Raw genomic sequence first — 26,607 nt, 5'->3', positions numbered from 1 at the left:
TACTCAGTGAAGCTGCTAACTTCACATAGGCAGCTCATAATCATTCCCCGGTACATACAAATCGCCAAGTGTGCCGCCGAGGGTCATCGCTTCATCCGCGAGGCCATATTCGCTGGACTCCAGTGTGTCTGGTGAAGAAGCCAATGCTAGCGTGCCAGTCAGCTCAACCTGACCAACACGAACACCTGCTGCGACAAGACGCTCAACAAGCGACACAAACTGACCAGGGCTCAAGCCGACGCTGTTCAGCTTCTCATAAGGCACTTCATTGACGTGAATCGCGGCAGGCTCTGGCTCCAACGGATCATTGTAGCGCTCTGAAAGACGAAACTCCTCAGGTGACGTGTTCAACGCCAAAGCCAATACCTCGATAACAGAGTCCAGATTGCCGCTGGCATTCATACGTGCGAGCTTGGAACGAAGCAGCATACGGTAAACCTCATCTGTCGCTTGTCCACGAGGTTGACCTAAATTGCCGCCGATCATATCAAGTGCGGCGCCTTCTGCATTCTCGATGCTCTTCCACGAAGAGATGCGCGCAATTGTCTCACTTAGCTCGTTCATCTGCATCAGCCAGACATCAACAAGCTTGGAGAAATGGCTTCCCTCTCTAGATACCAATTCTGGCAGCATCCCCATCACTTGTTCCAGCTTAAACATGGCTCACCGCCACCTTAATCCGATCCGGGGCCACTCTCGATACGTGGTAGAGCGGAACATCCACGTTACCAGACACATAGTCACGATCACCCAACTTCACCTTCAAGTCCATAACTTCCTCGACCCCAGGCACATTCTGAACAGCTGTCAAAAGACGGCTAAATACGATACGCGAGCCTTGAGCCAGGCCCGTATAATCCTGCTGATCAGCACCAACGCCGCCAACATATTGGGCTAGGGCAGTAATAATCTCTTCTTGTCCTCTTGAAGAGAATGCAGTATTGGCAGACACAGACACCTCAACATGAACATCCAACATCTTCATGCGGCTGAACTGTACCTTATGGCCGTGGCCACTAATATCCTTCACTTCAAAACTTTCCTTGCCATCTGTACCGATGCCCGCCGCCTTTTTGTCAAAGATCGCTTTGGCTATCTGATCGGACTGACCACCATATACATAAGCACGGATAGACTTAGGTGGGATTCCTTGTTCGTCTATTTGCATCGTATCGTTGACTTGCACCGCGGCAGACTTCACATCTGGTAACTGCAGCAGCGCAGAGACGATCGCATCAATCGTGGCGGCATGGCTGCCATCACGTGCCGCCCGCAACCGATCACGAAATTCCACGTCATTTTCCTGTTCACGACCGTCCTCAGTTTCCCGAAGATTGGTTATACCCGTAATTTCTTTCAATGGGCTAAATGCCTCAACGATTGATCCGGCAGGAACATTTCCCATAATGCCAGGTATAACGGCACTGATTGCAACAGCTCCTTTACCACTCTCATTCAAGGTGCACACCGCAGTGGTTGTAAACCATATTCCCGATTTCGTTCCTATTCGATAACCAGGTTGTACGAGATAGCCAGGCAACCCTTTCAGTTCCACCATGCCATGTGCAGGCTGCTCCAGCTTGCGGCGTAAACCGTAAAACACCGCTAATGCATCCAATTGGACACCAGTTGCATATTGAATATAGGATTCATGGTAAACTTGCTCCACATCTTCCCACAGCACCGACAAATGCCATGCAAACACTTGAAGCATCATACCAAGCGGAGACGACTCCGATGTATTCATATCTTGTCCGAGCCTTTTTCCAAGCTCGTTGACCATCTCTTCGTAAATCTCGTTATAGGTCTTGCGTTTCAATCCCGCTGCTGTCAGCATATCGAAGTGTGACCTCCTCTCCGTCCGTGCCTGTTAGGGTCAGCTGAACTATAAGCTGACGGGTTACTCCATCCCATTCCAACTCCATGTCATCCACCGATTGAATACGCGGCTCTTCTGCTAGACATAACATGATCGCTTCACGAATTCCCTCTTCACTAACTTGCTTTCCAAGCACCTTCTCATGATCAAGTCCCATCTCAGGGGCAAAAAAATACTCGCCTAAGCGAGTTCCCATTCTGATTCGCACGGATTGTGCAAGCTCATCACGTCCATCAATCCAAGCTACTTGCCCATCTGACAGTTGAATATCTCCATCAAGCAGCTGCCAAGTTCTCATCCAGCCGCCACCTTTCCAACAATAATACCCCCACCACTGTATGGTTCAGTAAATACAACCAATACACGGTTCCCATTCTCAAGCATCACATCAGATGAAAGCTCTAGCATGGGCAGTTGATAGCGAATCGCCCCACTTTCACCCTCCAATTCCACATCTGCACTGCCTGCTTCCAAGTTAAGGATTGTCCCTATTTGTGCGCCCGCTGTGCCAGACAGCTTGTGCTCCATCCAGGCATCCAACGCTCCAACCGCTCGATTGGCACCCATATCGCTCCTCCTTCCTCGACTATGAAACGGTTATCTATACTATTTAAAACAAACTAGGATTCCTTCACTAAATCCACATCCGTAACAAATTGCTCTGCCGAGATTGTGTGTCTACCTTGTCTTACTTGGTACACCCCATGATAATCCACGCTTTCCAGCCAGACGAGTGCGCCAGCATGCAGGCGATGGTTCAATAACGAAGTTGCCCGAACCCCCTTTATATCTCCATCTTCAAATGTTTGTGGACTGTCAAGCAAGCCGCTGTTCGCAGCTAAACGAATAGCGGTTCGGTTGGCAGCAGACCCGTTCGGTGCTTGAAAATGCAGCTTGCCCTGCCTTGTGTAAGTCATAATTCCACAAGCCGCAGCGGCTCGGCGAATGGCCGCTACAGGATCCCCTTTTACAACAAAGCCCTTGGCATACGTATAATCAGATGGCAACGATATTTCTCCATGAGGAATCTGCGCTTGATTTAGGAGATCGCGAATAATTTCACTTGCTTTTATACCTTTGCGATAAGACTGCACCACATGATAGACAGATACGGTTAAATCGTCTTTCACTTGAATGGTCGTAATTTGATCCATCTGCTCGCGCTTCGTTCGAATTTCAACGACATTACCTTGAAGTACCGTTCCCAGACTACGACCGTATCCCGCATTAACGATGACTCGCATGCCATTACGAAGACTAGCCCGTGTATGCTTCGATAAATTGTACAATTCAATGGTAGATTCGTTGGCCTCTTTATCATCATCAAAGTCAACCACAACGCGCATTGTCAGGTCTTGGTACGTAAATTTGTACCCCCCAACAAGCACTTCACATTGGCGATTATATAAATATTCCATCGTCTTCTCCCAAATGAATGTGCACGGATCGCCCAAGCGTATCCCACGTCACATGCTCATTCAGATTATCTCCATAAGGCACAATCTCTTCCAACGGAAACAAGGGTGTCTCTATGGCCTCAAATAAAGGCACGCCCCATACCAGCTTTACTCCTAGTGCAAGCGCATTTTCTCCTACTAGTAAGTCCACTGTGAAATAATCATGTTTATGGTTGTATCGAATTTCAAACGTATACGTACGACCACCTAAGTCCATCTCAAACGAGTAAGGAACCAACTCCTTATCAATGACAACAATTGCCATACACATTCCTCCTTCCCTAGAAGTGGCTTTACCATCATATAAGTACCTGTCATTTATAGAACACGGATCACCATTCCAGACTTGAGTATGGTATGGCCGTTAATGTTAGGGTTCAATCCTCTTAATATATCGGGGCTTGTACCATACCTAGAAGCTATTGAATTCCAACTTTCACCATATACTACCTTGTGAGTTCTTACCGCATGCTTCAAATTCGGATTCATAGCTTTTTGTTTAGCGCTCGCCTTTTGCCCGATGGACAAGATCATGCCTACTGGAGGTGGAACGTGAGCATCTAAATGTGAGTTCCAGCTACGAAGCTGATAGGGGCTTGTGCCGTAGTAAGCCGCAATTTGCTCCCATGTCTGTCCTCTACGGACCGTATGTGAAAGCGGTTTGGGACGATACGTCGCATTTTTTTGCCCCACACGACTTTTGGGCTTAACGGCCACCTTCCGTTTGGCTGGTAGCTTCTTGTAGCTTATCGTAACTACATTGATTTGTTTGAGCGTCATGGAAAAGCTCATCCCGTTAGAGATGGAATTGTCATGTGCCGTTCTTAAGCTTGTAATCGCACAATTTAATAGCAAATTACGACCTGAATATTGAAGCAGCGTGCCTGCGTTCATTGCTTTAACTAAACGATGCCGGTATTGATCTGCTTTAGGTCCAATCAATAGCCCTTCGAGATGGAGACTAACCGTATCTTTCTGGATGTGATCTGTTATCGTTCCACCTTTTTCAACGTTATGGGTACTCACCTGCACAGCATACTCCGGCTCTTCTGACGTTACAAATAAATCGATTCCACCTAAACGGCTTAACTTTTGTGCTGATTTTTGTGGTGGTTTTGGCTTTGAAACTGCCTTTGACTTTGGAACTGACTCTTGCTTAATGAGAAGTCACCCCTCCCGGCCCTGTCTGCGGCTTAGGCATCTTGCTTGCAATACTTCGTTCGAAAGAGCGGAATGAAGCATCAAACTGCTCGCGCGCAATCCGCTTAATTTCATCGATCATTCGCATATCAACATACCCGTTCACATTCAGATTCATCACCACGTTGCTATTCGCATTTACATCCATTGTGCCTGTCCGCCCTGGTATCGCTGGCGGTACATTCAACGTCGGCGAAGTTGATACAGGAATTCCTGTGCCAGTCATATCAGAGTAGGGGCGATAGGAAGTACCTGCAGTCGTTGAGACTTGGGGCCCTATGCCTGCTTGGAGTGTTACAGGCGCACGTGATGCGTCCGCCATTGGTAAAGTAGCTCCAGGCCTGCGAATGTTATTCGGTAACGTGGCAGGAAGCGTTGTAGGTAGAGTCGGCTTTTGAAGTTCGTCCTTTCCTTGATCCTCGTCTTTCGGGAGCAAAAACTTCTCAGCCGCCCATAAACCAGCATCAAGCGCCAACCCTCCCAAAAAACCGGCCGGTGTAAGCCGCAGCAGTTTGGTTGCTTTACTAACCGCTTTAGCGCCTTTAAGCAACTTGCCGAACCACCCTACTTTTTTGGCAGCTGAAGCTGTTCTTGTTGCGGCGGATGCCGATTGAGCAGAAGCTCTAATCGCGTTCGCAGTTGTAGGAGCTGCTGCTTGCTGAGCTGCCCCTGCTGTTACATCAGCCGCCCCGCGCATCGACTGTACCGCCTGGACCATATCAATAGAAGATTGAGCAACAGTTGCGACATTGGTTATCGTTGTAGATGGCTGACTGCTTCCATCGTCAGGCTGCTGCCCTTCTTTACTGCTCCCGCTAAATAAGGCATATCCTGCTCCAATCGCTCCGGCTGCACCTGCAATGCCTAAAGCTGCTCTGCCTTTCCGGCTTTTCGGCAGCATGTGGGATAATCTCCACGCTGGTCCGTGCCTGTCTGTTCTTGTGCGCGATGCGGAGCCATTCTCACCCTGCGCTGCACGTCCTAACTCCTGTCTACCCGTACCAGTGCTAGGCTCAGGAGGCGGTGCGGAAGATCCACCCAAAGATGAACGCCTTCTTGAGTTCCGCTGATTCGCCCCTGTATTGCGTCGATTATGTCTGCTTCTGCCCCCGTTATCCGACCTTCTCCTTGACTCCTGCGTAGGCTCTGAATCTTGACGTCCTTGACGACCACGGGCACGGCGCGAACTTCTACGCCTCGAATCACTTTGGTTATCAGGGGAACCTCCTCCATTCCCGCCTGTTCTATCACTAGCAGGAGCACAACAGCTACAAGTGCAACTTCCATTGCTGTCACTATTGTTATTGCCGGATTCCCCACCTTTACCTTGAAACCATTTACGATACTCATCAATAGAAGTTTTAATTTTCAGAGGGCCTTCAAACAGAGCTACAACTGTATCCCCCAAATCCTTAAAAGGCTTCAAAACTTCATTACTGCTAATTATGGTCTTGCCAAAATCAGATTTCTGGAAATTCTCCGCCCATGGCAGCAGCTTCGTTTTATCGTCTGTAGCCTTGGTGGCAGCCGCACCTTGTGCAATCGCTGCACCAGACTTTAAAGCAAACAATTGCCTCATGGCAGCACCCTGGTGAACCATAGCCACCTGAACTCGGTCCAACGCCAATTCCAACTGAGTTGTATTCAGGATTGGCTGTAGGGCATAAGCACCTGCTGCTGACTTCATTTTCATGCTGGAGTACAATAAACTGGACTGACTACGAATCGTACTTGTCAGTACATTCAACGTCAATTCAAGCTCATCTATTTTTCCGTTCATCGTGCGGAGCTCACGATGCGTATTTTTAACAATCCGATCATCCATTGTTTATTTCCCTCCTTTCCCGTATATCCATTCCATCGCCGCCGCAGCCTCACACAGTTCCTCAATGCTCATGCTGCTCGCCTCTGTATATGAAACGCCGCCCCGGTTGTTCAAGACGACCTGCCAGAACAGCTGCCGGAGCGGATTCAGGGTGATGGAATGCCTATACGTCGGATGATTCGGATTCCAAGGGTGTATCTACCATCCCCAGGAATCGTGCACATTCCAGCCATAACGGAGTCAAAAGATCAGATTTATCTTCAAGCCCCTCCCAATGGAGACGCGGAGATACGATGACGTGCTGAAGGAAGAAATCCATCGATGCTTCGAGTTTCCAGCCGCCATCGGCTTTTAGCGCGACATCATACAGTCGCATTAGAGCACGCGCTCCTGGATGCTGTAGCACCAGTTCCTCTCCATCAATCGTGACGATCTTCTGCTTGCTCATTTACATTCACCCTTTCTTCTTATGTTCAAGGTATTACACCGTATGTGTATATTTCAGCAATTGAATTTCAAATTCACGATCTTCCAGCTCAGAGCCATATGCAGCAGCTGGGAGCTTTTTCATGATAGCTTGCTCACTTCCAATACGTTCGCGTGGTTCATTATGGGATACTACCCAAATGTCAAATATTTTCTTCTCGCGAGCAAGTTGATGAAGCAAAGTCAATTGCGGAGAAGTTGACATCAAGGTTAATTTGATGGTACCCAGCGGATTGTTCTTATGTGCAATCGCAACCTCGCCGTGTGCGCCAACATGGGCAACTGACATTTCTTCATCCTTTTCGCATGACACAAATGTGTTCTCACCGAACCCCGTAATATAATTGCCATTGACGATAACCGACACATTCTTTGCATCATAAATACCAATATTCATTAATAAACACCATCCTCTTATTAGCTAATTTCTACCCTCAATGACTTTTGCCCATTTACTGGACTTAGAAACGAATAACCCCTTTGACCAGCACTTGATGAACTGCGCCGGCAATCTCAAACCAGAACGAACCGCCCTTATAATTGCGATTAACGCGATCTCCCGGCTCCACCTGATCTCGCAGCAGGAACGAAGTGCCAAACAATGGCTCGCCGCTTTCATCCTCCGCAATAATCCCCATCCGAAATGCCTCATGCAGTACGTTCACCACTGCACTTTCGATCTGGGCAATACCTGCATTCGTATACGGAATCTTATCCGATTGATTGAGCAAGTTTTGAACCTGTGCTTCCATGCGAGCACGCACATAATCACGAGACATAATGACGTCGATATACTCGCCGGATACGGTCTTTCCTTCGGATGTTCGTGCTTCACCTTGTTTATTCACATACGTAATGGCACCATTATCATGAATTTCCATTAACTGAGTAGATGTCAGCTTTAATGGAGAAATTCCCGTACACGTTTTGAACTTCCACGTAACAGAACCTACATCCGCAGAACCCACGGAACCCACCAATGCCGCATCTGGATAAGCAGCAGCATCCGTATGGTAAAATACGGCCGTACGCGTGTATCCCTTGGCTTTAAGCGCCTGAAGCTTGGTCTTGTCAGCGATACGAGTGACATACAAGCGGTAGTCTTCTTTCTCCAACTCTTCGGCTAGTGCCTCTACTACAGTCGCACTGTTGTCCGCTGAAAGCAGATAGTACCAGCTGTTATCCAGCACTGCCCGCAGGCGTACAGCAGGCTCCTCCGTATCATCATGAGCAGCAATCGCAATGCGTTTGGGCGAGTGGTCTCCCTGACCAAACAACGCTTGTGCCATCTTATATTCGGTTGTTGTCTCTGCAAATTCGGCTTTTATAGAGTCCAGATCGCCAAATTCTTTATAAGCGAACCCGCCAGCTTTTTTGCCGAGAATAAGCGGTGTCGCCAAAGACAACCGTCCTGTCGGCTTCTGTAAATCGATGGTTACTTGCACGTCTTGTACTGTCATTAATCATCCACTCCCTTTTCTTCTTTTGAAGTCAGTTCAATCTTGTCAATCGACGTAAAAGAACGCACGAAACGATCTTTCATCCGCAGCCTTACTTGAAGTCCAAGCCCGGCATTGGGGTCTGTCTTCCATTGTGCGGGGCTGATTCGAACCATTGAGACCGATAACCTCGCCAGATGCTCTAGTCCCTCGGTCCACAACCAGCCCAGCATATCCCGACATCTTTCTACCATTTCCATGCGGTCGTCACCGCAGATGAGCAGCAGCCATTCCATCTCTACAAGCTTCTCAACATCTCCAGTTCCCGTGTCTAGAGCATGCGGGCTGCAATCGATATAGGGCTCTGTCACATCGTAGACGAGCAATGGCAGTGTGTTATTCGTACGCAGCGAATCCATGCTAACTAAAGGCAGCTTAAGGGCTTCTCCCATAGGCACAATCCATTGCTGCACGATGTTGCGGTACGCAATCAATGCACATCACCTCCTTTGTTAACATCGCAGTCTACCAAATCAGCTTCTCTCACCTATCGAAACAAGCTTGATGAGAGATGATTTCCCTGTGCTCACGATGTCCACGTTAATAGTATAAAACAGCGAACACATGTTTGGTTTATTCCTTTTTACTATTTTCTTTTTGATTTCTTTTTAATATTTATAAGAACATTTGTTCTCTTTTTGTGGTATAATAAAGATACCTGCCCACGGTGTTCCATAGTTCGGATGGAAATGAAGGAGGACTTGCCTGATGATGATATCAACTTATTTTATGGAGATGCCAGAAGAGGAGCGGCTGGATGCCAAACAAGCCAAGGCACGGATTGAACAGGTGTTTTCCAAGTACAGAATGTGCAAGGTGATGAAGTTTACCATGCGTGAAGCTCGCATTACGGCAAATTATGAAGCGAGGGAGAACGGAGCTACGAATCGGATTGGCGATCCTACATCTGCAATCGCCATTCACAATATGGACAAGGCGAACGAATGCCTCGCCTTCTGCGGGCTGATCGAATCCATCATAGATGAGTTGGAAGCGGATGAGCAGTTGCTTATCCGAGAACGATATATGAAGGCGGCACGAATGACTGACACGAAAGTATACAGTTTCTGCTTTGACCCACCAATCAGTGCAGTCACCTATGGCCAGATCCGCAAGCGGGCCTTTGTTAAGCTGCTCCATGCCTTTCAATACGCACTGAACACTTCACGACCTACATAAATTTCCGTGTGTACTGTTGGTCATCCCACCTGTATCTGATTAAGCAAACGCACAACAAGGGGACTTCCCAATAGAAGTCCCCTTGCTGCTATTCATGCACCTGTACCAGCTCATTTTTTCGTGACCTGCATGCCATAAAGAAGCCCAGACTGTCCTTAACAGACAATCTGGGCTTCTCCATTTATATTAACTTTATTTCTCTTCTGCTGGGTACAGCTTCTCACGCAGACCTTTAATCTCATCGCTCTCCAAGTACTCGTCAAACGTAGTAACACGATCAATGACACCATTTGGTGTAATCTCGATGATACGATTAGCTACCGTCTGTACGAACTGATGGTCATGCGACGTAAACAGCATCGTGCCGTCAAAGTCGATCAGACCATTGTTAAGCGCTGTAATGGATTCGAGGTCCAAATGGTTCGTTGGCTCATCAAGCAGCAGCACGTTGGCACCCGTCATCATCATCTTAGACAGCATGCAGCGCACTTTCTCGCCCCCGGACAATACGCTGGCTTTCTTCAGTGCTTCTTCACCAGAGAACAACATACGTCCCAAGAAACCACGCAGGAACGTCTCGTCCTGATCCTTCGAATATTGACGCAGCCAATCTACCAGATTGTCTTCCACGCCATCGAAGTATGCAGAGTTGTCTTTAGGGAAATACGCTTGAGAAGTCGTAACCCCCCATGTGAATTCGCCTGCTTCTGGCTCCACTTCGCCCATTAGAACCTGGAACAGCGTCGTTTTCGCCAGACCGTTTGGTCCAACAAGCGCGATCTTATCCCCTTTGTTTACAACAAGATGCAAGTTCTCAAACACTTTCTCACCGTCAACCGACTTCGTTAATCCTTCGATGGTCAGGAGCTGCTTGCCTGCTTCACGTTCGGACTTGAAGTTGATAAACGGATACTTGCGGCTGGATGGACGAATATCGTCCAACGTAATCTTATCGAGCATTTTCTTACGAGCCGTCGCCTGCTTCGATTTCGAAGCATTAGCGCTGAAGCGTTGAATAAACGCTTGAAGGTCTTTAATCTTCTCTTCCTTCTTCTTGTTCGCGTCGCGTACCAGCTTCGTAGCCAATTGACTCGACTCGTACCAGAAGTCGTAGTTACCCGCATACAATTGAATCTTGCCAAAATCAATATCCGCAATATTTGTACACACTTTGTTCAGGAAGTGACGGTCATGAGATACTACAATAACGGTACCTTCATAGTCCATCAAGAAGTTCTCCAGCCAGTTAATGGACTCCAAGTCCAAGTGGTTGGTAGGCTCATCGAGCAGCAAAATATTCGGGCTGCCGAACAACGCTTGCGCAAGCAAGACACGAACCTTCTCGTTGCCATCAAGCTCAGACATCAACTTCTCATGAAGCTCTCTTGGAATGCCGAGGCCGATTAGCATTGCTGCAGCATCCGACTCAGCTTCCCAACCGTTCAGCTCCGCAAATTCGCCTTCCAGCTCACCTGCGCGCATGCCGTCTTCTTCTGTGAAGTCCGTCTTCGCATAGAGGGCGTCCTTCTCTTTCATAATGTTATACAAGCGTTGGTGACCCATAACAACTGTCTCCAACACTTTGTTTTCGTCATATTCGTAATGGTTCTGTTTCAACACCGACATACGGTCGCCAGGTGTAATATGAACTTCCCCGCTATTGGCTTCAATTTCACCAGACAATATTTTCAAAAATGTTGACTTGCCCGCCCCGTTCGCGCCTATCAGACCGTAGCAGTTGCCCGGAGTGAACTTAATGTTAACGTCCTCGAACAGCGCGCGCTTGCCGTAGCGGAGCGTGACGCCTGTTGTACTAATCATGGCATTCCCGTCCTTTGTAACAATTATAGGTTTCCAAGCGATTATTATAACATACCTGTGGAAAATATGCATGCGCGGACAACGGAATGCATTGTAAATTTCGGTTTCCAAGGTCAGGAAGTTTGGATATAATAATGGCATGAAGTGAAAACCTCAAGTGATTCCATTTCATAACTTACTATGAACCTGAAGAAAGCGAGGGATGTTATATGGTGAAAGTATCCATTGTATGTGACGTTCGGGAGGTAGGGTTCATCCGTTAGCCGTTCATTCGGCGTTCCTGCAATAACTGATCCGTCCAGCACCTGTGTGGAAAGGTGTGAACCCCGTCTGCTCCCGAACTTGTTCACTGTCGCTTAGTCGTCCGTGTCACTGCAAGTTCACAATCGAGGAGAAGACGTTAACTCATATAGAGCTATTTGCTCGCTGACGTCTTCCTACCTAATAGGGAGAAAACAGACTTGAACAATAATCCAATTAATAAGACAAATGACGATAGCACATCATCATTACGTGCACATATCATCGATAATAAGCTTGAATCAGCATCTATTATGGAACATAAACATATAGATGCTGCTGAACTGGTTGCAATGGAGGCTGTCTACACCGTAGACGATGGTCTGTCAGAGCCTACTTCTCCAAGCTGGACCAGCTTGAGCTCGCTAGGCTGGGACGAGTCGTGGTCAGAAGTATGGACCACGTGGCTCGCAGAGCTGAACGAAGCGGCTATCCGCCGCTTCGGGGATTCGCTTGTGCCAGCGCGGGTTGCGCTTGCGCACAAGCATTTGTACCGGGTGTACGGCGAAGCTGGCGAATGGCTCGCGGAGCCGTCGGGCCAAGCACGCGCGGCTATGCTTATGCCGAGCGATTGGCCAGCAGTGGGCGACTGGGTGGCCGTCGCCCCCCGCCCTGCTGAAGGGCGGGCCACGATTGCCGGCGTGCTGCCGCGGCGCGGCGTGTTCGCCCGCAAGGTGGCCGGCGGTCGGAAGGACGCGCAAGTGATCGCGTCCAATGTTGACATCGCGCTGCTGGTCACCGCGATGACGGTAGATTTTGAGCCGCGCCGCTTGGAGCGGTACGCGGCTCTAGCCTACGATAGCGGTGCTCTACCGCTTGTCGTGCTGACAAAGGCCGATGCTGTCGCTGATCCGGCTCAAGCAGCGGACTACGTCGCTCAAGCGATGAATGCCGTACCTGGCGCGCAAGTGTACACCGTCTCCTCCTTAACAAATGAAGGAATCGAAGAACTACGAGCAGCACTTCCCTCTGGGAGCACGGTAGTGCTGGTAGGCTCTTCCGGTGTCGGCAAGTCTACGCTTTCGAATGCCTTGTCCGGGACACAGCATATGCTTACCCAAGACATCCGCGAGGGTGATGGCAAAGGACGCCACACCACTACACACCGCGAGCTGCTGCCGCTTTCACATGGTGCCTGGCTGATTGATACGCCTGGCATGCGTGAGGTTGGTCTCGTCACATTGGAAGGCAATGACGGCCACGGTCTGTCTGATGCCTTCGAAGATGTCGAGGGCTTCGCTGCCGAATGCCGCTTCACCGACTGCGAACACCAACGAGAGCCAGGCTGCGCGGTGCAGCAAGCCCTCGCAAGCGGCGAGCTTGAGGCAGCCAGATTAACCGCCTACCGCAAGCTGCAGCGCGAGTTCGCCTTCATGAAGCGATCAGAAGATGCCCGTGCGCTGCGGGAGTACAAAAGCACAAACAAGCAGTCTGCCCGGAATTATAAGGCAGCGATGCGGCAAAAAAAACGTTAATCTATTAAAATATTACCAATGAAACCGTTATAAAAGCTTCATAATGGAGCTTTTATAACGGTTTTCCTCTGTCATTGTTATGTACTATTTAGTATAATGTGAAAAGATTCCCTTTACATAATTCTGGAGTGCTTGGTAATTTGGTTCAATTTCAAAACACTCCTACTAAATCACAAAGGAGCATAAGGAAAACATGAAAAAGAAAAAAAGTGTGTTAGCGATCGTTACTATGCTATCGCTAACGGTAGCAGTTGGCTCGTTGGCCTACGCGGATTCCGTTGTACGTAAAGTCACAGCTTACCAGAATGGTGAGATCAAGCTGCGGGTCAATGGCGACATTATTAACACGGGCAACACGAGTCCTCTAGTTTATAACGGTAATACATACGTCCCTGCTATTTATTTAGCCAAAGCATTAGGCGCTTCAACCAAATGGGACGGAAATGCTAAAGAAGTAGTAATCACTGGGGGGAATAGTCAGCAAACAGAAGACTCGGCGACACTACCAACAAAGGATAACTCTGATATCGATAGCACAGTAAAACCCGATAAAAACATAGACTCGTCTAGTAAAGCAGTAACCTCTTTTCCAGCCTACTCCGCTAGTACAAGCCCAGACAAAATGTTTAAAGAACATAAAGGTCAGGCGGTACATTTATTCAACTTATACGGAAAAGCATTAAGAACCGGTGATCTTTCTGCATTAAAGAAATTTTATTTCGATAATATCAAAGATCATAATATTGAATATAAAATAAACTACGCAGAGTCTGACTTTAAAAATGCCAAAGAACTTATTGAGAAATTACGCTCTGTGCATGGCCAAAAAGTCATGGATGAGTTCGCAACAGATTTAGATGAGAAAGTTAAAAATTGGGATCTGATGGATGGAGCTAAAGGCTCACAGATGGATAATAATCTGTACTTGGAATATAGCATATTTATTCAAAGCAAAGATTTTTATGATGGGGTTCATTTCGAGCTCAAAATGTATAACCATGGCGGGAAGTGGGTACTTACTGGCATAAGCCTAGGCTAGATACTTCTGCGCAATACAAGATTCTCAACTCTGAACACATGACATGGTAGAGTGAATTAAGTATGGTATACGCATGACGCAGTCGTTATATTTCAAACGGCTGTGTCATGCACTGGTCAATGAAATAATCGTTTACTCTCCTACGACTTTAATCACTTTTCAAAAGCTTTATATTTTAGACTTATGTTCCCTTCTGCAGACAAAAAGCTGTCTTCAGGTCACAAGTCTCTCCCAAGGCCATGAGGCGAATTTGCTCAGCATCAATCCCAAGACGATCCCGCTCAGCCAGCAGCCGATCAATCGCTTCCTTTGGCGTATCGTCTGCCAGCTTAAAGGCCCCGTAATGCATCGGCAGCATTAACTTGGCTTTCACATCGATAAAAGCCTGCAACGCTTCTTCAGGAGTAACATGCTGCGCTCCCATAAACCATTCAGGCTCGTATGCACCGATTGGCAGCATGGCTATATCTATGGCAAAGCGCTCACCAATCTCACTAAAACCGCGGAAATAACCACTGTCGCCCGCAAAGTAAATCGTTTCTTTCACTTCATCACACTTGGCATCCACATGTTCAAACACATAACCGCCCCAATGCGATCGGTTCGTGTCCGTCAACGTCCGTCGTGTCCAATGCTGCGCTGGCACAAATGTAATGCGAACATCACCTATAGTTGCTGACTCCCACCATTTTAACTGAATCGTGTTCGGGAATCCTTTTCGTTTCATCTTTGAACGCAGCCCAGACGGTACAATGACAAGCGTGTTGTCATTGGCAAGCTGCCTTAATGACTTTAGATGCAAGTGGTCATAGTGCGAGTGTGAGATCAGAATCACATCAATCGGTGGCATCTGTTCAATCGGTATTCCCGGCTCAGTCAGACGCTTCTGCATCGCCATCGTTGACGCCCAGATGGGATCAGTTGCCATATTTAAACTTCCCATCTGCAACAGGAAGGTCGAATGGCCAATCCAGGTAGCCGTAGTGTCCGTCCGATTTGTCATCAAACGCTGCATATCTGGCTCAACATGCGGCACCGCAAAGGAGTAATCCTTGTGCTGCAAGCGCAATTTCCGTTCCGTCCGCCAACGCTGGAACTGCTTCCACGTCTTTTCTGTCATAATATCGTCCATATTGCGATATTGTTGTCGCTGCATATAAGCCCACCTCATCATATACCAAATAACTGGACCAAATGACATCCTTACTTCTGCTCTCGATGATACATTTTATTGATTAATAACCCTAAACCACACTGCATAAACCCCTACTCGTCTATTCAAACAGGGGTATGTTCTATTTTTTGGTGCTTTTTTTTGTCGTATGTTATTCTTGCTGTTTTCCTAATCTGAATCTGCTTTTCTCAGTTACTTCCCCTACAGCCTCTTATTCCCCATATAACCTATGACAGCTAACTTTATATTTAAGTTCTTCTCTAACCCGTGCAGCTTGCCTCTTCAGTGCCTTTTCTTACGCCATCATAACATCAATGACTTGCCCACACCAACAACAGTCATTTTCACTTATGTTACCAGCATTGTCATGCCCCTCTACTCTGTTTGCCCCCCCTATGCTTGGATGATTCATTGAGCGGTAACGTCGAATCATGTAAAATGGAAATACCTGCTTCACTAAAGGAGGAAATGAGATGCAGCTATTACGCATAGAACCAACCCCAAGTCCGAACTCGATGAAGCTTCACTTGGATACTAACTTGCCTGACGGAGTAAGACGAACATACACTCTGCAGCATAAACATAATGCTCCGGCGCTCATTCAGAAATTACTGGAAATCGATGGCGTAAAGAGTATTTTTCATACCGCTGACTTTATCGCGCTTGATCGCAAACCTCATGCAGATTGGGCCGGTATACTAGCCCACGTGCAGCAAGTATTCGGCTGGTCCAAGGATGCTGCGCAAGTCGAATTGGATGAGAATGCTGCATACAGCTTTGGAGAAGCACAAGTATATGTGCAATATTTCCGTGCCATTCCGATGCAGATTCGAGTACAAGGCGATGGTAAGGAAGAACGAATTGGTCTGTCCGCTCGATTTTTGAATGCCGTGCACGAAGTAGCCAGCGCCACTCTGATCAAAGAACGCAAGCTCAGCGATTATGGTATTCGTTACGGCGAGTTGGCTGACATTGCAAGAGAAGTGGAACAAGAGTTGGAAGCAACTTATTCAGACGATCGTCTGAAGTCACTAGTGGAGCAAGCAGTCGCTAAGAAATCTGAGGAAACTCCATTTGTGGAGGAGCGTACAACATGGGATGAAGCTACGATCCATCGTATGCTGACAGATGCGGATTGGCGAACACGATACGCCGCACTAGATCAACTACAAGCTACCGAGGAACATCTCCCATTGCTAGGTCAACTGCTTCATGACCCGCAAAGTCAGATTAGACGGCTCGTTGTTATATATCTGGGCGCTATTAATACGCCCGCTGTACTGCCGCATCTGTTCAAAGCTCTGACGGACAGTTCTGTCAGCGTTCGTCGAACAGCAGGGGATACCTTGTCCGATATCGGCGATCCTTCCGCGATGGAGCCGATGAAGATAGCGCTCCAAGATAGCAACAAGTTGGTCCGCTGGCGCGCCGCCCGCTTCCTCTACGAGGTCGGTGACGAACAGTCGATAGCGGCCCTTACAGCTGCGCTGGATGATACCGAATTCGAAGTCGCACTTCAGGCACGCATGGCGCTTGAACGTATTCAATCGGGTGAGGAAGCTGCTGGAACGGTATGGCAGCAGATGGCACGCTCGCGACAAGACGAATAATAAAGGCCCTATCTCATATCTTATCACATGAGATAGGGCCTATTTTTTAAAGCTTGTATGAAGTGGCGATTTGCTGCAGCTGCTCAGCGATACTTGCCAAATGATTCGCGGAGGAGGCAACATCCTCCATTGCAGCGTTTTGCTGCTCACTCACCGCTGCGACCGTTTCCATTTCTGCAGCGACACCATTAGTCATCTCAATTGATTCGTTAAACGATGTCATCATCGTCTGATTAGCATCAGTCAAATGCTCGCTAATGTCAGCTAAATGTTTCATATGCGTATTCATGGACTGGACAGCGGCAAACATCTCCGATAAACGTCCCGTAACAGATCTGGTCAGTTCCTGTCCGACTGCGATGGACTCCGCTCCATCCTCCATAGCGCGAGACACAGACACCGTGCGCTGACCAATCTCTTCAATGATACTTGTAATCTGATCAGTCGCTCCACCTGTCTGCTCCGCCAGTTTTCGAACTTCACTGGCTACAACTGCAAAACCTCTGCCATGTTCGCCAGCACGTGCCGCTTCAATGGCCGCATTAAGGGCGAGCAAATGTGTCTGCTGTGCCAGATGCTGAATAAACACCACAATTTGCTGAATTTGAACCGATTGCTCGTTCAGCAAATCAACTTCTTGAAGCGAATGTTCAGATCGCTCTTGGATAGCCTTCATCTGCGTGTTCACTTCTTCTATTGAACGCTGGCCTTCCACTGACCATTCATTAATATGAATGACATCTGTTGTTGCGGTATTGACCAACTGAACGACACGCTCAAGTTCTGCTTCCGCATGCTGGGCCATCTGATGAACATGAGCAAGCTGTTCTCCTGTGGCGTTTGAACGAGAATTAACTTCTTGTAGAGAAGCCGACACTTGCTGAATCGAGGCTACATTCTCTTCCGAATTGGCAGACAACTGCTCTGCAGAAGCAGCAACAGTATCAGACGCCTCTCTTAATTGCATCATCATTTCAGACAATGATTCAGCCATCGTGTTCACGTTCTGCTCCATAAGCCCTACTTCATCCGTACGATTCTTTCCTATATCAAGACGTGTGGACAAGTCCTTCTCTGCAATGCTGCCGCTTAAGCGCTGCACCCTTACTATAGGCTTAATCACGTAGCGGGTAACCGCAAGCGAGCACAACCCGATGCATAAAAGAAGAATGACTACAAACACAGACGCTCTCACATAAATCACATTCGCATATTTCGTAATATCCTGTTCAGGGACCACGGACACGATATTTAATCTTAATGGATTATCCTTGTTAAAAGACACAAATGCGCCTTCTTCTCCCTGTGTCAGGTCAAAAGTACCACCATTTGAGGCAAGCATAGCTGCATACTGTTCACCTTCCAGCTTGTCTCCAGCCTTCATTCCAGGATAAGCAATGACCTGATTGTTTAAGTCCAGCAGTCCAATATAACCGCTCTCCGCCACTTTAAATTGGCTAACCATCTCAGCAAGACTATGAATACGAATATCCAGCGCAATAACATCGTCAGTCGTTCCTACTTTTTTGGAAAACGTAATGACCATGTCCTTTGTCATGTAATCCTGATAAGGTTCTGATATATATAATTTACCGGGCTTCAAAAGGGCCTCTTTATACCATTCCCTTGTAGTTGGATCAAAGTTGGTGTCTGTCGAGCGATCACTGTCATAAAATACCCCGTTCATGATCGTATACGCAGACAAAATATCATGATTGTCCTTAGCCATTCCTTGCAATCGATTTAACAACACCGATTTGTCTTGAATCAGACTCGCACGATCCTTCTCCAGACTGTTTATCATGTATTCAGCATCTTCATAAATGTCGCCCAGTACCTGTTCAATGGTTACTTTCATCTGATTGGCTTCATTACGAATCAGCTCGCGCGTATGACCTGCCGATGTTTCCGCAAGCCCGTACACCAAGCCCATTGTCGGCAGTACAATCAACACAATAAGCATAAGGATAATTTTCAATCTTAGCGATTTGCGTATGTTACGAACCCAACCGTAATTCATGATGCGCCCCCTCGTTGCTCTAAGTCCTGAAAATTACACATTTTCTTACCTTTATCGGTATTTTGGTCTTACTTGTGAATACTTGCACCACTATTAATAGCTAGGTAAATAATGGAATACTTATCACACTCGCAGCGTTTTCTTCATCCATTACATCCGCAAACGTCTTTATGATGGCTCCCTACTGACAGTTCCAACCTAAAGAGGCCCCCGCTGCGCGAGGACCTAAAGGCTTAGCCGTTGCCTTAAGTTTGAAATAGTGAGGCTTCTCCACGTTCTATGCCACACTTCTATTCGACGGCCGCAGGGCAGCTGAACCGATGCCAAGAAATATAATTGTAAATAAGAGCAGTACACCGGCGTGGATCATAACTGACGCCATGCTGCCGCCAGATGCTAACTTTTCAATCGCATCCAACGCCCATCGCTGCGGGACAAAATAAGAAACCTTTTGCATATAAGGCTCCATAATAGATATTGGCCAGTAGCAGCCTCCAAGCATACTTGTTGGCACCACAAACACAAATCCAATCTGAGCATAGGCCTCCGAGCTCGGAAACAGTGCGCCAAGCATACAGCCAATGCTAAGTCCCGCCCATAGAAACAACTCCAAGAACATAAATTGCTCGATACCCGATATACCCATATCAATACCGAGCAGCACCCTTGTTAATAATAAAACAATACCAATCTGGATTGAACCGTACACAACCGCGCCTCCAAAGTATCCGACAGAAATCTCCCATGATCGAACTGGAGCTGCATACGTGCGAATCATCGTATATTTCTGCTTATCCTCCAGCATGACTGTGATCGAATTCAAGCCTGTCATCAACATAAACATCATAAATAGTCCCATGGAAATTCGTAAATTGACAGGTATTTTCTGACTGTTATCCAGCTTCTCTACTACAGGTTTATTGTTCATGTAGGCATGTATGCCCTGCTCGGCATGTGCCTCACTATCCAACTTACCGGATTGCGCCAACGCCGATGCCAATGCAGCCCATTCTCGTGTTCGCTGCTCCAGTGCCAATTGGATCATCACGCTGCTTTCATTTACACCAAGCCGCATCAGTCGTACGTTCGGCATTTGACCAGCCATCAGACGATCACCATAATCTTGAGGGATAAGTAAAGCGTGGCTCAACTTTCGGTCCGTTAATTTGGTTTCCATTAAGCCAGCATCGGACTCAGCCGACAACACAAACGATTCGCCCAACTGCTTAAGCAGTGCTTTGGACCACACGCTTCCATCCTGATCAACATATGCAACCACAGGCTTCGCTTCCTGGTGTACATTAACTTGAAACATAATAAAAGCAACCAGACAGGAGGGTAATATAAATGTAAAGACCCACGAACGTTTATTCATGAGCAGTCGGTATATAAAGTGACGTGCAATATGAAAAGTGTTCATCGGATGACCGCCTTTCGGTGAAGAAGAAATGAGATCACAGCTATAATTCCCGTAATAAACGACAGCTTAAGCACCGATGCAAATACCTGCACGGAACCTTTTCCCATCATCATATCCAGCAAAGACTGCATTCCCCAGTATGGGATCGTATAAATGCCGATTGATTCTTGTATAGACGGGATCACAACGTAACCACCACTGACAGCAACCATCGAAATGATCAAGGTCTGCATAAAAGAGAACATCGTTTCCTGATTCTTGAACCAACCAACTGCCAGTAAGCCTATACAAAGAGAACAAAAGATGATCAAAGCTGCGACAGCCGTTATGATCCCCAAACCCCCATGCCACTCCACTCCAAACACGAAGCGGGATACGAACACGATGACGGCAGCTTGAACAAGCCCAACTATAAAATGGCCCAACATCTTGCCGAGTGCAATCTCATACGGTCTAGTAGGAGCGGCCACCATACGCATTAACGTTCGATTTTCCCGATCCTTATACATGGATGCCCCAAAACTCAGCCCCGTATAAAATAAGAACATGACTAGTATGGACACGGAATAGTACTGCATTGCGCTAACTGATCGGCCAGCTGTCGTTCCCACCACAACACCATTTGTAGCATTTACCGCACTGACAGTCTCTGTCGGCTTGAACTCTATTTTTTCATGAGGCTGCAAGGAAGCTATGGTTTGAACCGCACCCATTTCACTAACAAAATATTCAAACATCGTCTCCATAGTCATATTAGCAACACTATCGTTCCCGCGTATTGTCACCAGCTTAAGAGGAAGACGACTTGATACCTCTGCAGCGGGCACGATTATCCCATAATCAACTCGCTGATCCTTTAATTCATTATCTAGCTCCTTACGATCCGAATAACTTTTGAATGCTGCATACTTCATCACTCGTTCATCTTTCGTCCAAGCCTCAAACGCTTTTTTTAATGCACCTGTATCCTGTTGAACGACACCTACTTTAACCACCTTGATCTCACGTTCCGTTTGCTGAAAGACTTCCATCCCTGACAAGGAAGAGCCGAGAAGAAAAATAAGCAACACCGGCATTATAAAATTGCGAATATTGGATCCTTTATCACGGTAGCGAAGCGCCAGCTCATGACGTGCAATTGTCCATATTGTCACCCGTAACTCCTCCTTAGTCTCTGAGTTGGCGTCCAGTTAGCGTCAAGAACAGCGTCTCCAGATTGGGCTCTTCTCGCTTCATCGAGCGGATCGACAGTTGATGCTTTGTCATAATAAACAAAATATCTTGTAAACTTCCTTCCCCTGGCTTTAACAAGAGCTCCATCGTATTTCCAACCAAACTTACTTGACGAACATGTGGGTGCTTCTGCAGTTCGTCAATAGCTGCCGCCCCATTGTGCTCGAGCGCTTCAACGGTCTCAATCGTGAGTTTATCGTCTGTTCCGAACTGTTGGCGAAGCTCCGCTTCCGTCCCGGTGGCGATAAGCCGCCCGTCATTCATGATGCCGATTCGAGTGGACACAGCAGACACCTCTTCCATGTAATGGCTCGTATATATAATCGTAGAACCATCCTCGTTCAGCTTCTTCACCGAGTCCAAGATGTGATTGCGCGAGTGCGGATCAATCCCTACCGTTGGTTCATCCATAATGATGAGTGGTGGTCTATGTGTAATCGCACAAGCAATATTAAGTCGACGCTTCATGCCGCCCGAGAATGAAGATGCCAAATCATGCTGTCGTTCAAGCAGCCCGACACGTTCCAAGGCTTCATCAACCCGTTCTTGCAGCAGCTTGCCGCGAAGTCCATACAAGCGTGCAAAGTAAAGCACATTATGTCTTGCAGATATCATTTCATAGATAGCCAGATCCTGCGGCACGATGCCAATCTTGCGCTTCGTCTGAAGCGGGGATTGTTTAACCGATTTCCCCTCCAACACGATATCGCCACTATCAATGGGAAGCAGCCCCGTAATCATCTGGATAGTCGTACTTTTGCCCGCTCCATTAGGACCAAGAAGTCCGTATATTTCACCCTTTTCGATCTGAATATTTAAATGATCTACCGCTACGCGGCTGTCAAACCGCTTTACGACTTGCTCAATGCGCAACAAGCTCATGTACATACAACCTCCCTTATTTTGCAGTCAACTCATATCGGATCTTTCTCGTTATCCCGAGTTCAATCAACACTTATCGTCATATCCGGTTCTTGGTTCAAATATATCCCATTCCTGTCTTTACATCAGGTAGAGCAAGTCACTTCATAGGGATGACTTAAGTCATATTTACATCCGTTCGCCATATGACTCTCCTCCAGCATGATATAATAAATCAAATAAACGAGACGATGAAAGAAAGAGAAACAAAGGAGTCGATACACTCTTGGCCGTGTGGATGCAGTTTTTGTTGCGATACAGCTTTACTCTTGTTCCGTTTGTATACGTATTGTATTCGGACATCTTTCCTTACCAGGGGGATGATGTGCAGCATTATATGTTTGGTGGTCTGCTGATCATGGGCTTAACCGAATTCCGTCGAGCATGGGGTGGGCCTTATGTGCAATTGCTCATCTTTCTCGGCGAGATCGTAACAGCCGGCTGGCTGACGTATACTTGTTCCGGCATACTCGCGTTCCTTATGATGGCTTCGGTCATATCTCTGCCTACACACTGGTCCCGTTCCATGGCCTTTGGCGGCTGTTCTACCGCTTGGATTGGAATGAACCTCGCGCTGCAGCCTCATGAGCCAATGTGGTATGTCGTCATGAACATCTGCATGCTGGCTGTCGCCGCTTTTGTCATGCACACCTTTTATCAGCAGCGGCTACACAAAACGATTTTGGACAACAACGATGACCTTCGCAGGCAAACGTATGAGTTAACGCAGGCAAGACAAGAAGTGATGCAGTACGCGCGCATGGTAGAACATATCGCTCAGGCAGAAGAGCGCAATCGGATCGCGCATGATCTGCATGACGAACTTGGACATCAGCTCGTCCGATTAAAGATGATGATGGATGCCTCTGTTGAAGTGTCACGTATGAATCCCGAGCAGTCCGTAAAACTGTTCTCGGAAGTACGAGACCAATTAAGCGGATGCATGGAACTGATGCGCTCCACCGTCAAGCGTATTAAGCCTTCTGATGCAAGCATTCGTGCCTATTCGCTTGAAAAGCTTGCGCTTGATAGTGGCAATTCCCATCTGCGGGTGACCTATCAGATAGCGGGTATCCCATACACCTTATACCCAAGCATGGAGATCACGTTGTTTCGTAACGCGCAAGAAGCAATTACGAATGCTATCCGTCATGGAGACGCGACTGAAGTTCATCTGATGCTTCAATATGAACCGGATCGGCTCATTCTTGAAGTGTCCAATAATGGAAAGATTCCTGAGACTTTGATTGCCGCAGGAATGGGAATTAGAGGAATGAATGATCGGGCCTCCGCTCTGAAGGGGCGGGTGGAGACCGTATTTGAACCCGCATTTTTGGTTCGGACCATTGTGCCGCTGCATGATACAGGTACTCTCGAGGGGACATCCTAATTTAACGTTAAAGGGGACACAAGACGATGAACAAGTCAATCCGACTCGTCATTTGTGATGATGATATATTTATACGTGAGAGCTTAAAATTAATCATTAATTTGCAGCCCGATATAGAGGTAATAGGAACTTGCAGCAATGGCCGTGAAGCCGCGGACCTTGCAGCAGCTACAGCCGTAGATCTGATCCTAATGGATATGCGGATGCCGGAATACGATGGTGTAGAGGGCACACGCCTCGTAAAATGCGGCAGTCCCTCCACACGCGTGCTTATCTTAACTACGTTTGACGATGAGCAATACATTATTGACGCGCTGAGGTATGGAGCAAACGGCTATCTCCTAAAAAACAGCCCTCCCGAACGACTAATTGATTCGATACGCAGCGTGCATGCAGGGAACGTGCTTATGGACCCTGCCATAGCGCTGAAGCTGACTCAGCTTCTTCAGACACCGAAACAGCAGGAAGCGGCCATGCACACTTCCGGTGCAGCTTCGCTCAGACCTAATTGGAGCAGCTTCGACCTGACCCCGTCAGAGCAAGCCGTCATTAAACATATTGCGGACGGAATGACAAATAAAGAAGTTGCCTCTGCCCTATTTTTAAGCGAAGGAACCATTAAAAATTATGTAACTGACATATTGTCCAAACTTTCACTTCGTGACCGAACACAGTTGGCTATCTGGTATTGGAAGCAGCGTGACCACGCCTAGCACAAGTAACTGCTGTAGGACTGACTTCTAAATGCTAAATCCTAAATGCTTTTAGGTGCTTCTAACTACTTGCGGCTTGTTTTTACGTACTTGCCCTTATTTTCGGCTGTGCTGCTCTTGCCCTCGTACTCTCGCTGTATTCGCTCTTCCCTTGGAACTGTGTCTCGTACAGCAACGCGTACAGTCCGTCCAACTTAAGCAGCTCTGCGTGATGTCCACGCTCTACGATACATCCTTCCTCAACGACCAAAATCTGATCCGCTGTCAGAATGGTCGACAAACGGTGGGCGATCACAATGGTTGTTCGCCCCTTCATCAGTTCGGACAGCGCTTGCTGGACATAGGCCTCTGATTCAGAGTCCAGATGCGAAGTTGCTTCGTCCAAGATGAGAATGCGCGGATCATTCAGAATCGCGCGCGCAATCGCCAGTCGCTGGCGCTCACCGCCTGACAGACGGTGCCCGCGTTCGCCAACTATCGTGTCATATCCTTGCGGCAGGCTTGCGATTAAATCATGAATATGCGCCTGCCGGCAAGCATTTTCCAGTTCCCCTTGCGTCGCCCCTTTCTTGGCAAACCTGAGGTTGTCTCTAACCGTCGCATGAAACATAAAGGACTCCTGTGTGACATATGCAATTTGTGCGCGTAGTTCCTTTATCTGTACATCTCGGACATCTAAGCCATCGATACAAACCGCGCCCCCAGTCACGTCGTACAACCTGCTTATCAATTGAATAAGCGTAGACTTCCCTGCGCCACTGGGACCTACCAATGCAATCATTTCACCTGGCTGTACATCAAACGACACATGCTTCAGTACAGCTTCATCGTTCAAGTCATAGCCAAACGATACATTATCAAATGTGATCCTCCCCATCACTTGCGGCAAAGGAAGTGCATCTTCAGGATTCGTTACGGCTGGCTTCATATCCATATATTCAAATATACGTTGAAATACCGCTTTTGCCGTATTAACCTCAATTTGCAAATTAAGCAAAGTACCAAAGGGCTGGTACAAGCGGGACAAATAAGCAGCAAACGCTACTATAGCCCCAATTGACATCTCACCCTGCATCACCGCGTATCCCCCATACAAATAAATAATGGCTGTGCCAAGCGGGCCTAGCGTCGTCACAAACATAAAAAACCAACGGCCGACGAGATTCAGCCTAATTTCAAGGTTCATAACCTGCTTATTTTGCGCTTTAAACTGTTCTGCCTGCGAAGCCTCTCTACCAAATATACGAGTTAGCGTAGCTCCAGAGATACCAAACACTTCTCCAAGCTGGGAGGACATATTTGCCCTTACGCGTTGTGTCTCACCGCGCAGTCTCTTCCGGATCTTGGATACTTTACGAACTGGAATCATAGATAATGGCAAAATAAAAACGGCAATCAACGCAAGCTGCCAATCGAGTGCAAATAATATCACGACTGTGGTCACCACTATAACCGCCTGCGTCAGGGAGGAAACAATGACACTTGTGACCACATTTTGTATGGCAGCAACGTCATCTGTCACCCGCTGTATAACTTCACCAGAACGTGAAGCGGTGAAGAAACTTATCGATTGACGCTGTAGATTGCTAAATAAGCCTTCTCGCAAATTGGCCATAATGCTTTGTGTTACTTGCGTGTTCAAGTGGCTTTGCCATACGCTAATGACCCCGCTTAACACAGGTAGTGCGACCAGAAGTCCCGCCATCATGATCAGCGCACCTGTATCTCTCGCTGGTATCGACACATCAATAATTCGCTGAATTACAAGCGGAGGCAGCAAGCCAATGATGGCCGCTCCAAGCGCCAAACTTATAATAAATACCAGTCGACCGCCATATGGTCGGAACAACCCCCAAATTCTGCTAAATGGTACCTCATCGACTTCCGTCTGATCCCCTGAATGCTTAGGCTCACGATATCGAATCGTGCTCCCGTCCCATGCATGACGCATGTAATCCCCCTCCAG

The 26,607-nt window shown here is 47.5% G+C and carries 25 protein-coding genes; 6 read left to right on the top strand and 19 right to left on the bottom strand.

Features of this window, described 5'->3' with window-relative positions; translation table 11 throughout:
* Positions 1-21: 21 nt before the first annotated feature.
* From QP775_RS13980 to QP775_RS13925, 12 genes are all read right to left on the bottom strand, one after another.
* On the bottom strand, positions 22-660 hold the full coding sequence (locus tag QP775_RS13980) for a hypothetical protein (RefSeq protein ID WP_285106852.1): 639 nt from the start codon (positions 658-660) through the stop codon (positions 22-24).
* The gene (locus tag QP775_RS13975) at positions 653-1,837 is read right to left on the bottom strand and encodes a baseplate J/gp47 family protein (protein ID WP_285106850.1); all 1,185 of its coding nucleotides are present in this window, start codon (positions 1,835-1,837) and stop codon (positions 653-655) included. Before QP775_RS13975 ends, QP775_RS13980 begins: the two co-directional genes overlap by 8 nt.
* A complete protein-coding gene (locus tag QP775_RS13970) occupies positions 1,800-2,177 on the bottom strand; it encodes a DUF2634 domain-containing protein (RefSeq protein ID WP_239330263.1) in 378 nt (125 codons plus the stop codon). The genes QP775_RS13975 and QP775_RS13970 overlap by 38 nt, the downstream gene beginning before the upstream one ends.
* Positions 2,174-2,446, bottom strand: a complete 273-nt coding sequence (locus QP775_RS13965; RefSeq protein WP_285106847.1) for a hypothetical protein — start codon at positions 2,444-2,446, stop codon at positions 2,174-2,176. Before QP775_RS13965 ends, QP775_RS13970 begins: the two co-directional genes overlap by 4 nt.
* A 53-nt stretch (positions 2,447-2,499) precedes the next feature.
* Positions 2,500-3,297, bottom strand: a complete 798-nt coding sequence (locus QP775_RS13960; protein ID WP_285106845.1) for a phage protein — start codon at positions 3,295-3,297, stop codon at positions 2,500-2,502.
* Positions 3,281-3,601, bottom strand: a complete 321-nt coding sequence (locus QP775_RS13955; protein WP_239330269.1) for a phage baseplate plug family protein — start codon at positions 3,599-3,601, stop codon at positions 3,281-3,283. Before QP775_RS13955 ends, QP775_RS13960 begins: the two co-directional genes overlap by 17 nt.
* A 53-nt stretch (positions 3,602-3,654) precedes the next feature.
* Positions 3,655-4,407, bottom strand: coding sequence for a LysM peptidoglycan-binding domain-containing protein (locus QP775_RS13950; RefSeq protein ID WP_343224467.1), 753 nt, complete (start codon positions 4,405-4,407; stop codon positions 3,655-3,657).
* A gap of 85 nt (positions 4,408-4,492) precedes the next feature.
* Positions 4,493-6,361 carry a hypothetical protein gene (locus QP775_RS13945; protein WP_285106842.1) on the bottom strand — a complete coding sequence of 623 codons (1,869 nt, stop codon included), beginning with the start codon at positions 6,359-6,361 and terminating at the stop codon, positions 4,493-4,495.
* Between the two features lie 163 nt (positions 6,362-6,524).
* The gene (locus QP775_RS13940; protein WP_028545746.1) at positions 6,525-6,809 is read right to left on the bottom strand and encodes a hypothetical protein; all 285 of its coding nucleotides are present in this window, start codon (positions 6,807-6,809) and stop codon (positions 6,525-6,527) included.
* Positions 6,810-6,842: 33 nt separating this feature from the next.
* Positions 6,843-7,244, bottom strand: coding sequence for a phage structural protein (locus tag QP775_RS13935; RefSeq protein WP_239330276.1), 402 nt, complete (start codon positions 7,242-7,244; stop codon positions 6,843-6,845).
* 64 nt (positions 7,245-7,308) lie between these two features.
* Positions 7,309-8,307: a DUF3383 family protein gene (locus tag QP775_RS13930; RefSeq protein WP_285106839.1), complete on the bottom strand. Its 999-nt coding sequence runs from the start codon at positions 8,305-8,307 to the stop codon at positions 7,309-7,311.
* Complete coding sequence (locus tag QP775_RS13925) at positions 8,307-8,780, bottom strand: phage neck terminator protein (RefSeq protein ID WP_239330282.1); 474 nt, start codon at positions 8,778-8,780, stop codon at positions 8,307-8,309. Before QP775_RS13925 ends, QP775_RS13930 begins: the two co-directional genes overlap by 1 nt.
* A 274-nt stretch (positions 8,781-9,054) precedes the next feature.
* Between QP775_RS13925 and QP775_RS13920 the strand changes: the two genes are divergently transcribed.
* Positions 9,055-9,525: an ArpU family phage packaging/lysis transcriptional regulator gene (locus tag QP775_RS13920; RefSeq protein ID WP_285106835.1), complete on the top strand. Its 471-nt coding sequence runs from the start codon at positions 9,055-9,057 to the stop codon at positions 9,523-9,525.
* Positions 9,526-9,717: 192 nt separating this feature from the next.
* On the opposite strand, the gene QP775_RS13915 is transcribed toward QP775_RS13920, so the two are convergent.
* Complete coding sequence (locus QP775_RS13915; protein ID WP_239330288.1) at positions 9,718-11,346, bottom strand: ABC-F family ATP-binding cassette domain-containing protein; 1,629 nt, start codon at positions 11,344-11,346, stop codon at positions 9,718-9,720.
* 461 nt (positions 11,347-11,807) lie between these two features.
* Here QP775_RS13915 and rsgA point away from each other — a divergent pair, with 461 nt between their 5' ends.
* Both rsgA and QP775_RS13905 read left to right on the top strand, forming a co-directional pair.
* Positions 11,808-13,121 (top strand): ribosome small subunit-dependent GTPase A, encoded by a 1,314-nt coding sequence (gene rsgA / locus QP775_RS13910; RefSeq protein WP_285106832.1) that lies wholly within the window; start codon positions 11,808-11,810, stop codon positions 13,119-13,121.
* Between the two features lie 193 nt (positions 13,122-13,314).
* Positions 13,315-14,160: a stalk domain-containing protein gene (locus QP775_RS13905; RefSeq protein ID WP_285106830.1), complete on the top strand. Its 846-nt coding sequence runs from the start codon at positions 13,315-13,317 to the stop codon at positions 14,158-14,160.
* Positions 14,161-14,341: 181 nt separating this feature from the next.
* On the opposite strand, the gene QP775_RS13900 is transcribed toward QP775_RS13905, so the two are convergent.
* A complete protein-coding gene (locus QP775_RS13900) occupies positions 14,342-15,316 on the bottom strand; it encodes an MBL fold metallo-hydrolase (protein WP_285106827.1) in 975 nt (324 codons plus the stop codon).
* A 491-nt stretch (positions 15,317-15,807) separates the two neighbouring features.
* On the opposite strand from QP775_RS13900, the gene QP775_RS13895 reads away from it, so the two are divergent.
* On the top strand, positions 15,808-16,944 hold the full coding sequence (locus QP775_RS13895; protein WP_285106825.1) for a virulence factor: 1,137 nt from the start codon (positions 15,808-15,810) through the stop codon (positions 16,942-16,944).
* A gap of 46 nt (positions 16,945-16,990) precedes the next feature.
* Here QP775_RS13895 and QP775_RS13890 read toward each other — a convergent pair whose 3' ends face one another.
* The 4 genes from QP775_RS13890 to QP775_RS13875 form a co-directional block, all read right to left on the bottom strand.
* Entirely contained in the window at positions 16,991-18,964 is a 1,974-nt protein-coding gene (locus tag QP775_RS13890) for a methyl-accepting chemotaxis protein (protein ID WP_285106823.1), read from the bottom strand.
* A 277-nt stretch (positions 18,965-19,241) separates the two neighbouring features.
* A complete protein-coding gene (locus QP775_RS13885; protein WP_285106821.1) occupies positions 19,242-20,384 on the bottom strand; it encodes an ABC transporter permease in 1,143 nt (380 codons plus the stop codon).
* A complete protein-coding gene (locus QP775_RS13880; RefSeq protein ID WP_285106819.1) occupies positions 20,381-21,538 on the bottom strand; it encodes an ABC transporter permease in 1,158 nt (385 codons plus the stop codon). Before QP775_RS13880 ends, QP775_RS13885 begins: the two co-directional genes overlap by 4 nt.
* A 13-nt stretch (positions 21,539-21,551) precedes the next feature.
* On the bottom strand, positions 21,552-22,499 hold the full coding sequence (locus QP775_RS13875) for an ABC transporter ATP-binding protein (RefSeq protein ID WP_285106817.1): 948 nt from the start codon (positions 22,497-22,499) through the stop codon (positions 21,552-21,554).
* Between the two features lie 271 nt (positions 22,500-22,770).
* Here QP775_RS13875 and QP775_RS13870 point away from each other — a divergent pair, with 271 nt between their 5' ends.
* Positions 22,771-23,928 carry a sensor histidine kinase gene (locus QP775_RS13870; RefSeq protein WP_285107287.1) on the top strand — a complete coding sequence of 386 codons (1,158 nt, stop codon included), beginning with the start codon at positions 22,771-22,773 and terminating at the stop codon, positions 23,926-23,928.
* 26 nt (positions 23,929-23,954) lie between these two features.
* On the top strand, positions 23,955-24,641 hold the full coding sequence (locus QP775_RS13865) for a response regulator (RefSeq protein ID WP_285106815.1): 687 nt from the start codon (positions 23,955-23,957) through the stop codon (positions 24,639-24,641).
* Positions 24,642-24,723: 82 nt separating this feature from the next.
* On the opposite strand, the gene QP775_RS13860 is transcribed toward QP775_RS13865, so the two are convergent.
* Positions 24,724-26,592 (bottom strand): ABC transporter ATP-binding protein, encoded by a 1,869-nt coding sequence (locus tag QP775_RS13860; RefSeq protein WP_285106813.1) that lies wholly within the window; start codon positions 26,590-26,592, stop codon positions 24,724-24,726.
* Positions 26,593-26,607 lie beyond the last annotated feature (15 nt).

The organism is Paenibacillus sp. UMB4589-SE434, assembly GCF_030226685.1.
Lineage (GTDB): Bacteria > Bacillota > Bacilli > Paenibacillales > Paenibacillaceae > Paenibacillus_B.
Note: the sequence above shows the minus strand (reverse complement) of the source record. Positions and strands in the feature narration are given on the sequence as shown.

Excerpts from the sequence above, each read along its gene's own strand:
- QP775_RS13975 (WP_285106850.1), bottom strand. The coding sequence starts at position 1,837 with ATGCTGACAGCAGCGGGATTGAAACGCAAGACCTATAACGAGATTTAC.
- QP775_RS13900 (WP_285106827.1), bottom strand. The coding sequence starts at position 15,316 with ATGCAGCGACAACAATATCGCAATATGGACGATATTATGACAGAAAAG.
- QP775_RS13960 (WP_285106845.1), bottom strand. The coding sequence starts at position 3,297 with ATGGAATATTTATATAATCGCCAATGTGAAGTGCTTGTTGGGGGGTAC.
- QP775_RS13955 (WP_239330269.1), bottom strand. The coding sequence starts at position 3,601 with ATGGCAATTGTTGTCATTGATAAGGAGTTGGTTCCTTACTCGTTTGAG.
- QP775_RS13895 (WP_285106825.1), top strand. The coding sequence starts at position 15,808 with ATGCAGCTATTACGCATAGAACCAACCCCAAGTCCGAACTCGATGAAG.
- QP775_RS13940 (WP_028545746.1), bottom strand. The coding sequence starts at position 6,809 with ATGAGCAAGCAGAAGATCGTCACGATTGATGGAGAGGAACTGGTGCTA.
- QP775_RS13890 (WP_285106823.1), bottom strand. The coding sequence starts at position 18,964 with ATGAATTACGGTTGGGTTCGTAACATACGCAAATCGCTAAGATTGAAA.
- QP775_RS13965 (WP_285106847.1), bottom strand. The coding sequence starts at position 2,446 with ATGGGTGCCAATCGAGCGGTTGGAGCGTTGGATGCCTGGATGGAGCAC.
- QP775_RS13920 (WP_285106835.1), top strand. The coding sequence starts at position 9,055 with ATGATGATATCAACTTATTTTATGGAGATGCCAGAAGAGGAGCGGCTG.
- QP775_RS13970 (WP_239330263.1), bottom strand. The coding sequence starts at position 2,177 with ATGAGAACTTGGCAGCTGCTTGATGGAGATATTCAACTGTCAGATGGG.
- QP775_RS13930 (WP_285106839.1), bottom strand. The coding sequence starts at position 8,307 with ATGACAGTACAAGACGTGCAAGTAACCATCGATTTACAGAAGCCGACA.
- QP775_RS13865 (WP_285106815.1), top strand. The coding sequence starts at position 23,955 with ATGAACAAGTCAATCCGACTCGTCATTTGTGATGATGATATATTTATA.
- QP775_RS13875 (WP_285106817.1), bottom strand. The coding sequence starts at position 22,499 with ATGAGCTTGTTGCGCATTGAGCAAGTCGTAAAGCGGTTTGACAGCCGC.
- QP775_RS13860 (WP_285106813.1), bottom strand. The coding sequence starts at position 26,592 with ATGCGTCATGCATGGGACGGGAGCACGATTCGATATCGTGAGCCTAAG.
- QP775_RS13885 (WP_285106821.1), bottom strand. The coding sequence starts at position 20,384 with ATGAACACTTTTCATATTGCACGTCACTTTATATACCGACTGCTCATG.
- QP775_RS13915 (WP_239330288.1), bottom strand. The coding sequence starts at position 11,346 with ATGATTAGTACAACAGGCGTCACGCTCCGCTACGGCAAGCGCGCGCTG.
- QP775_RS13980 (WP_285106852.1), bottom strand. The coding sequence starts at position 660 with ATGTTTAAGCTGGAACAAGTGATGGGGATGCTGCCAGAATTGGTATCT.
- QP775_RS13945 (WP_285106842.1), bottom strand. The coding sequence starts at position 6,361 with ATGGATGATCGGATTGTTAAAAATACGCATCGTGAGCTCCGCACGATG.
- QP775_RS13935 (WP_239330276.1), bottom strand. The coding sequence starts at position 7,244 with ATGAATATTGGTATTTATGATGCAAAGAATGTGTCGGTTATCGTCAAT.
- QP775_RS13905 (WP_285106830.1), top strand. The coding sequence starts at position 13,315 with ATGAAAAAGAAAAAAAGTGTGTTAGCGATCGTTACTATGCTATCGCTA.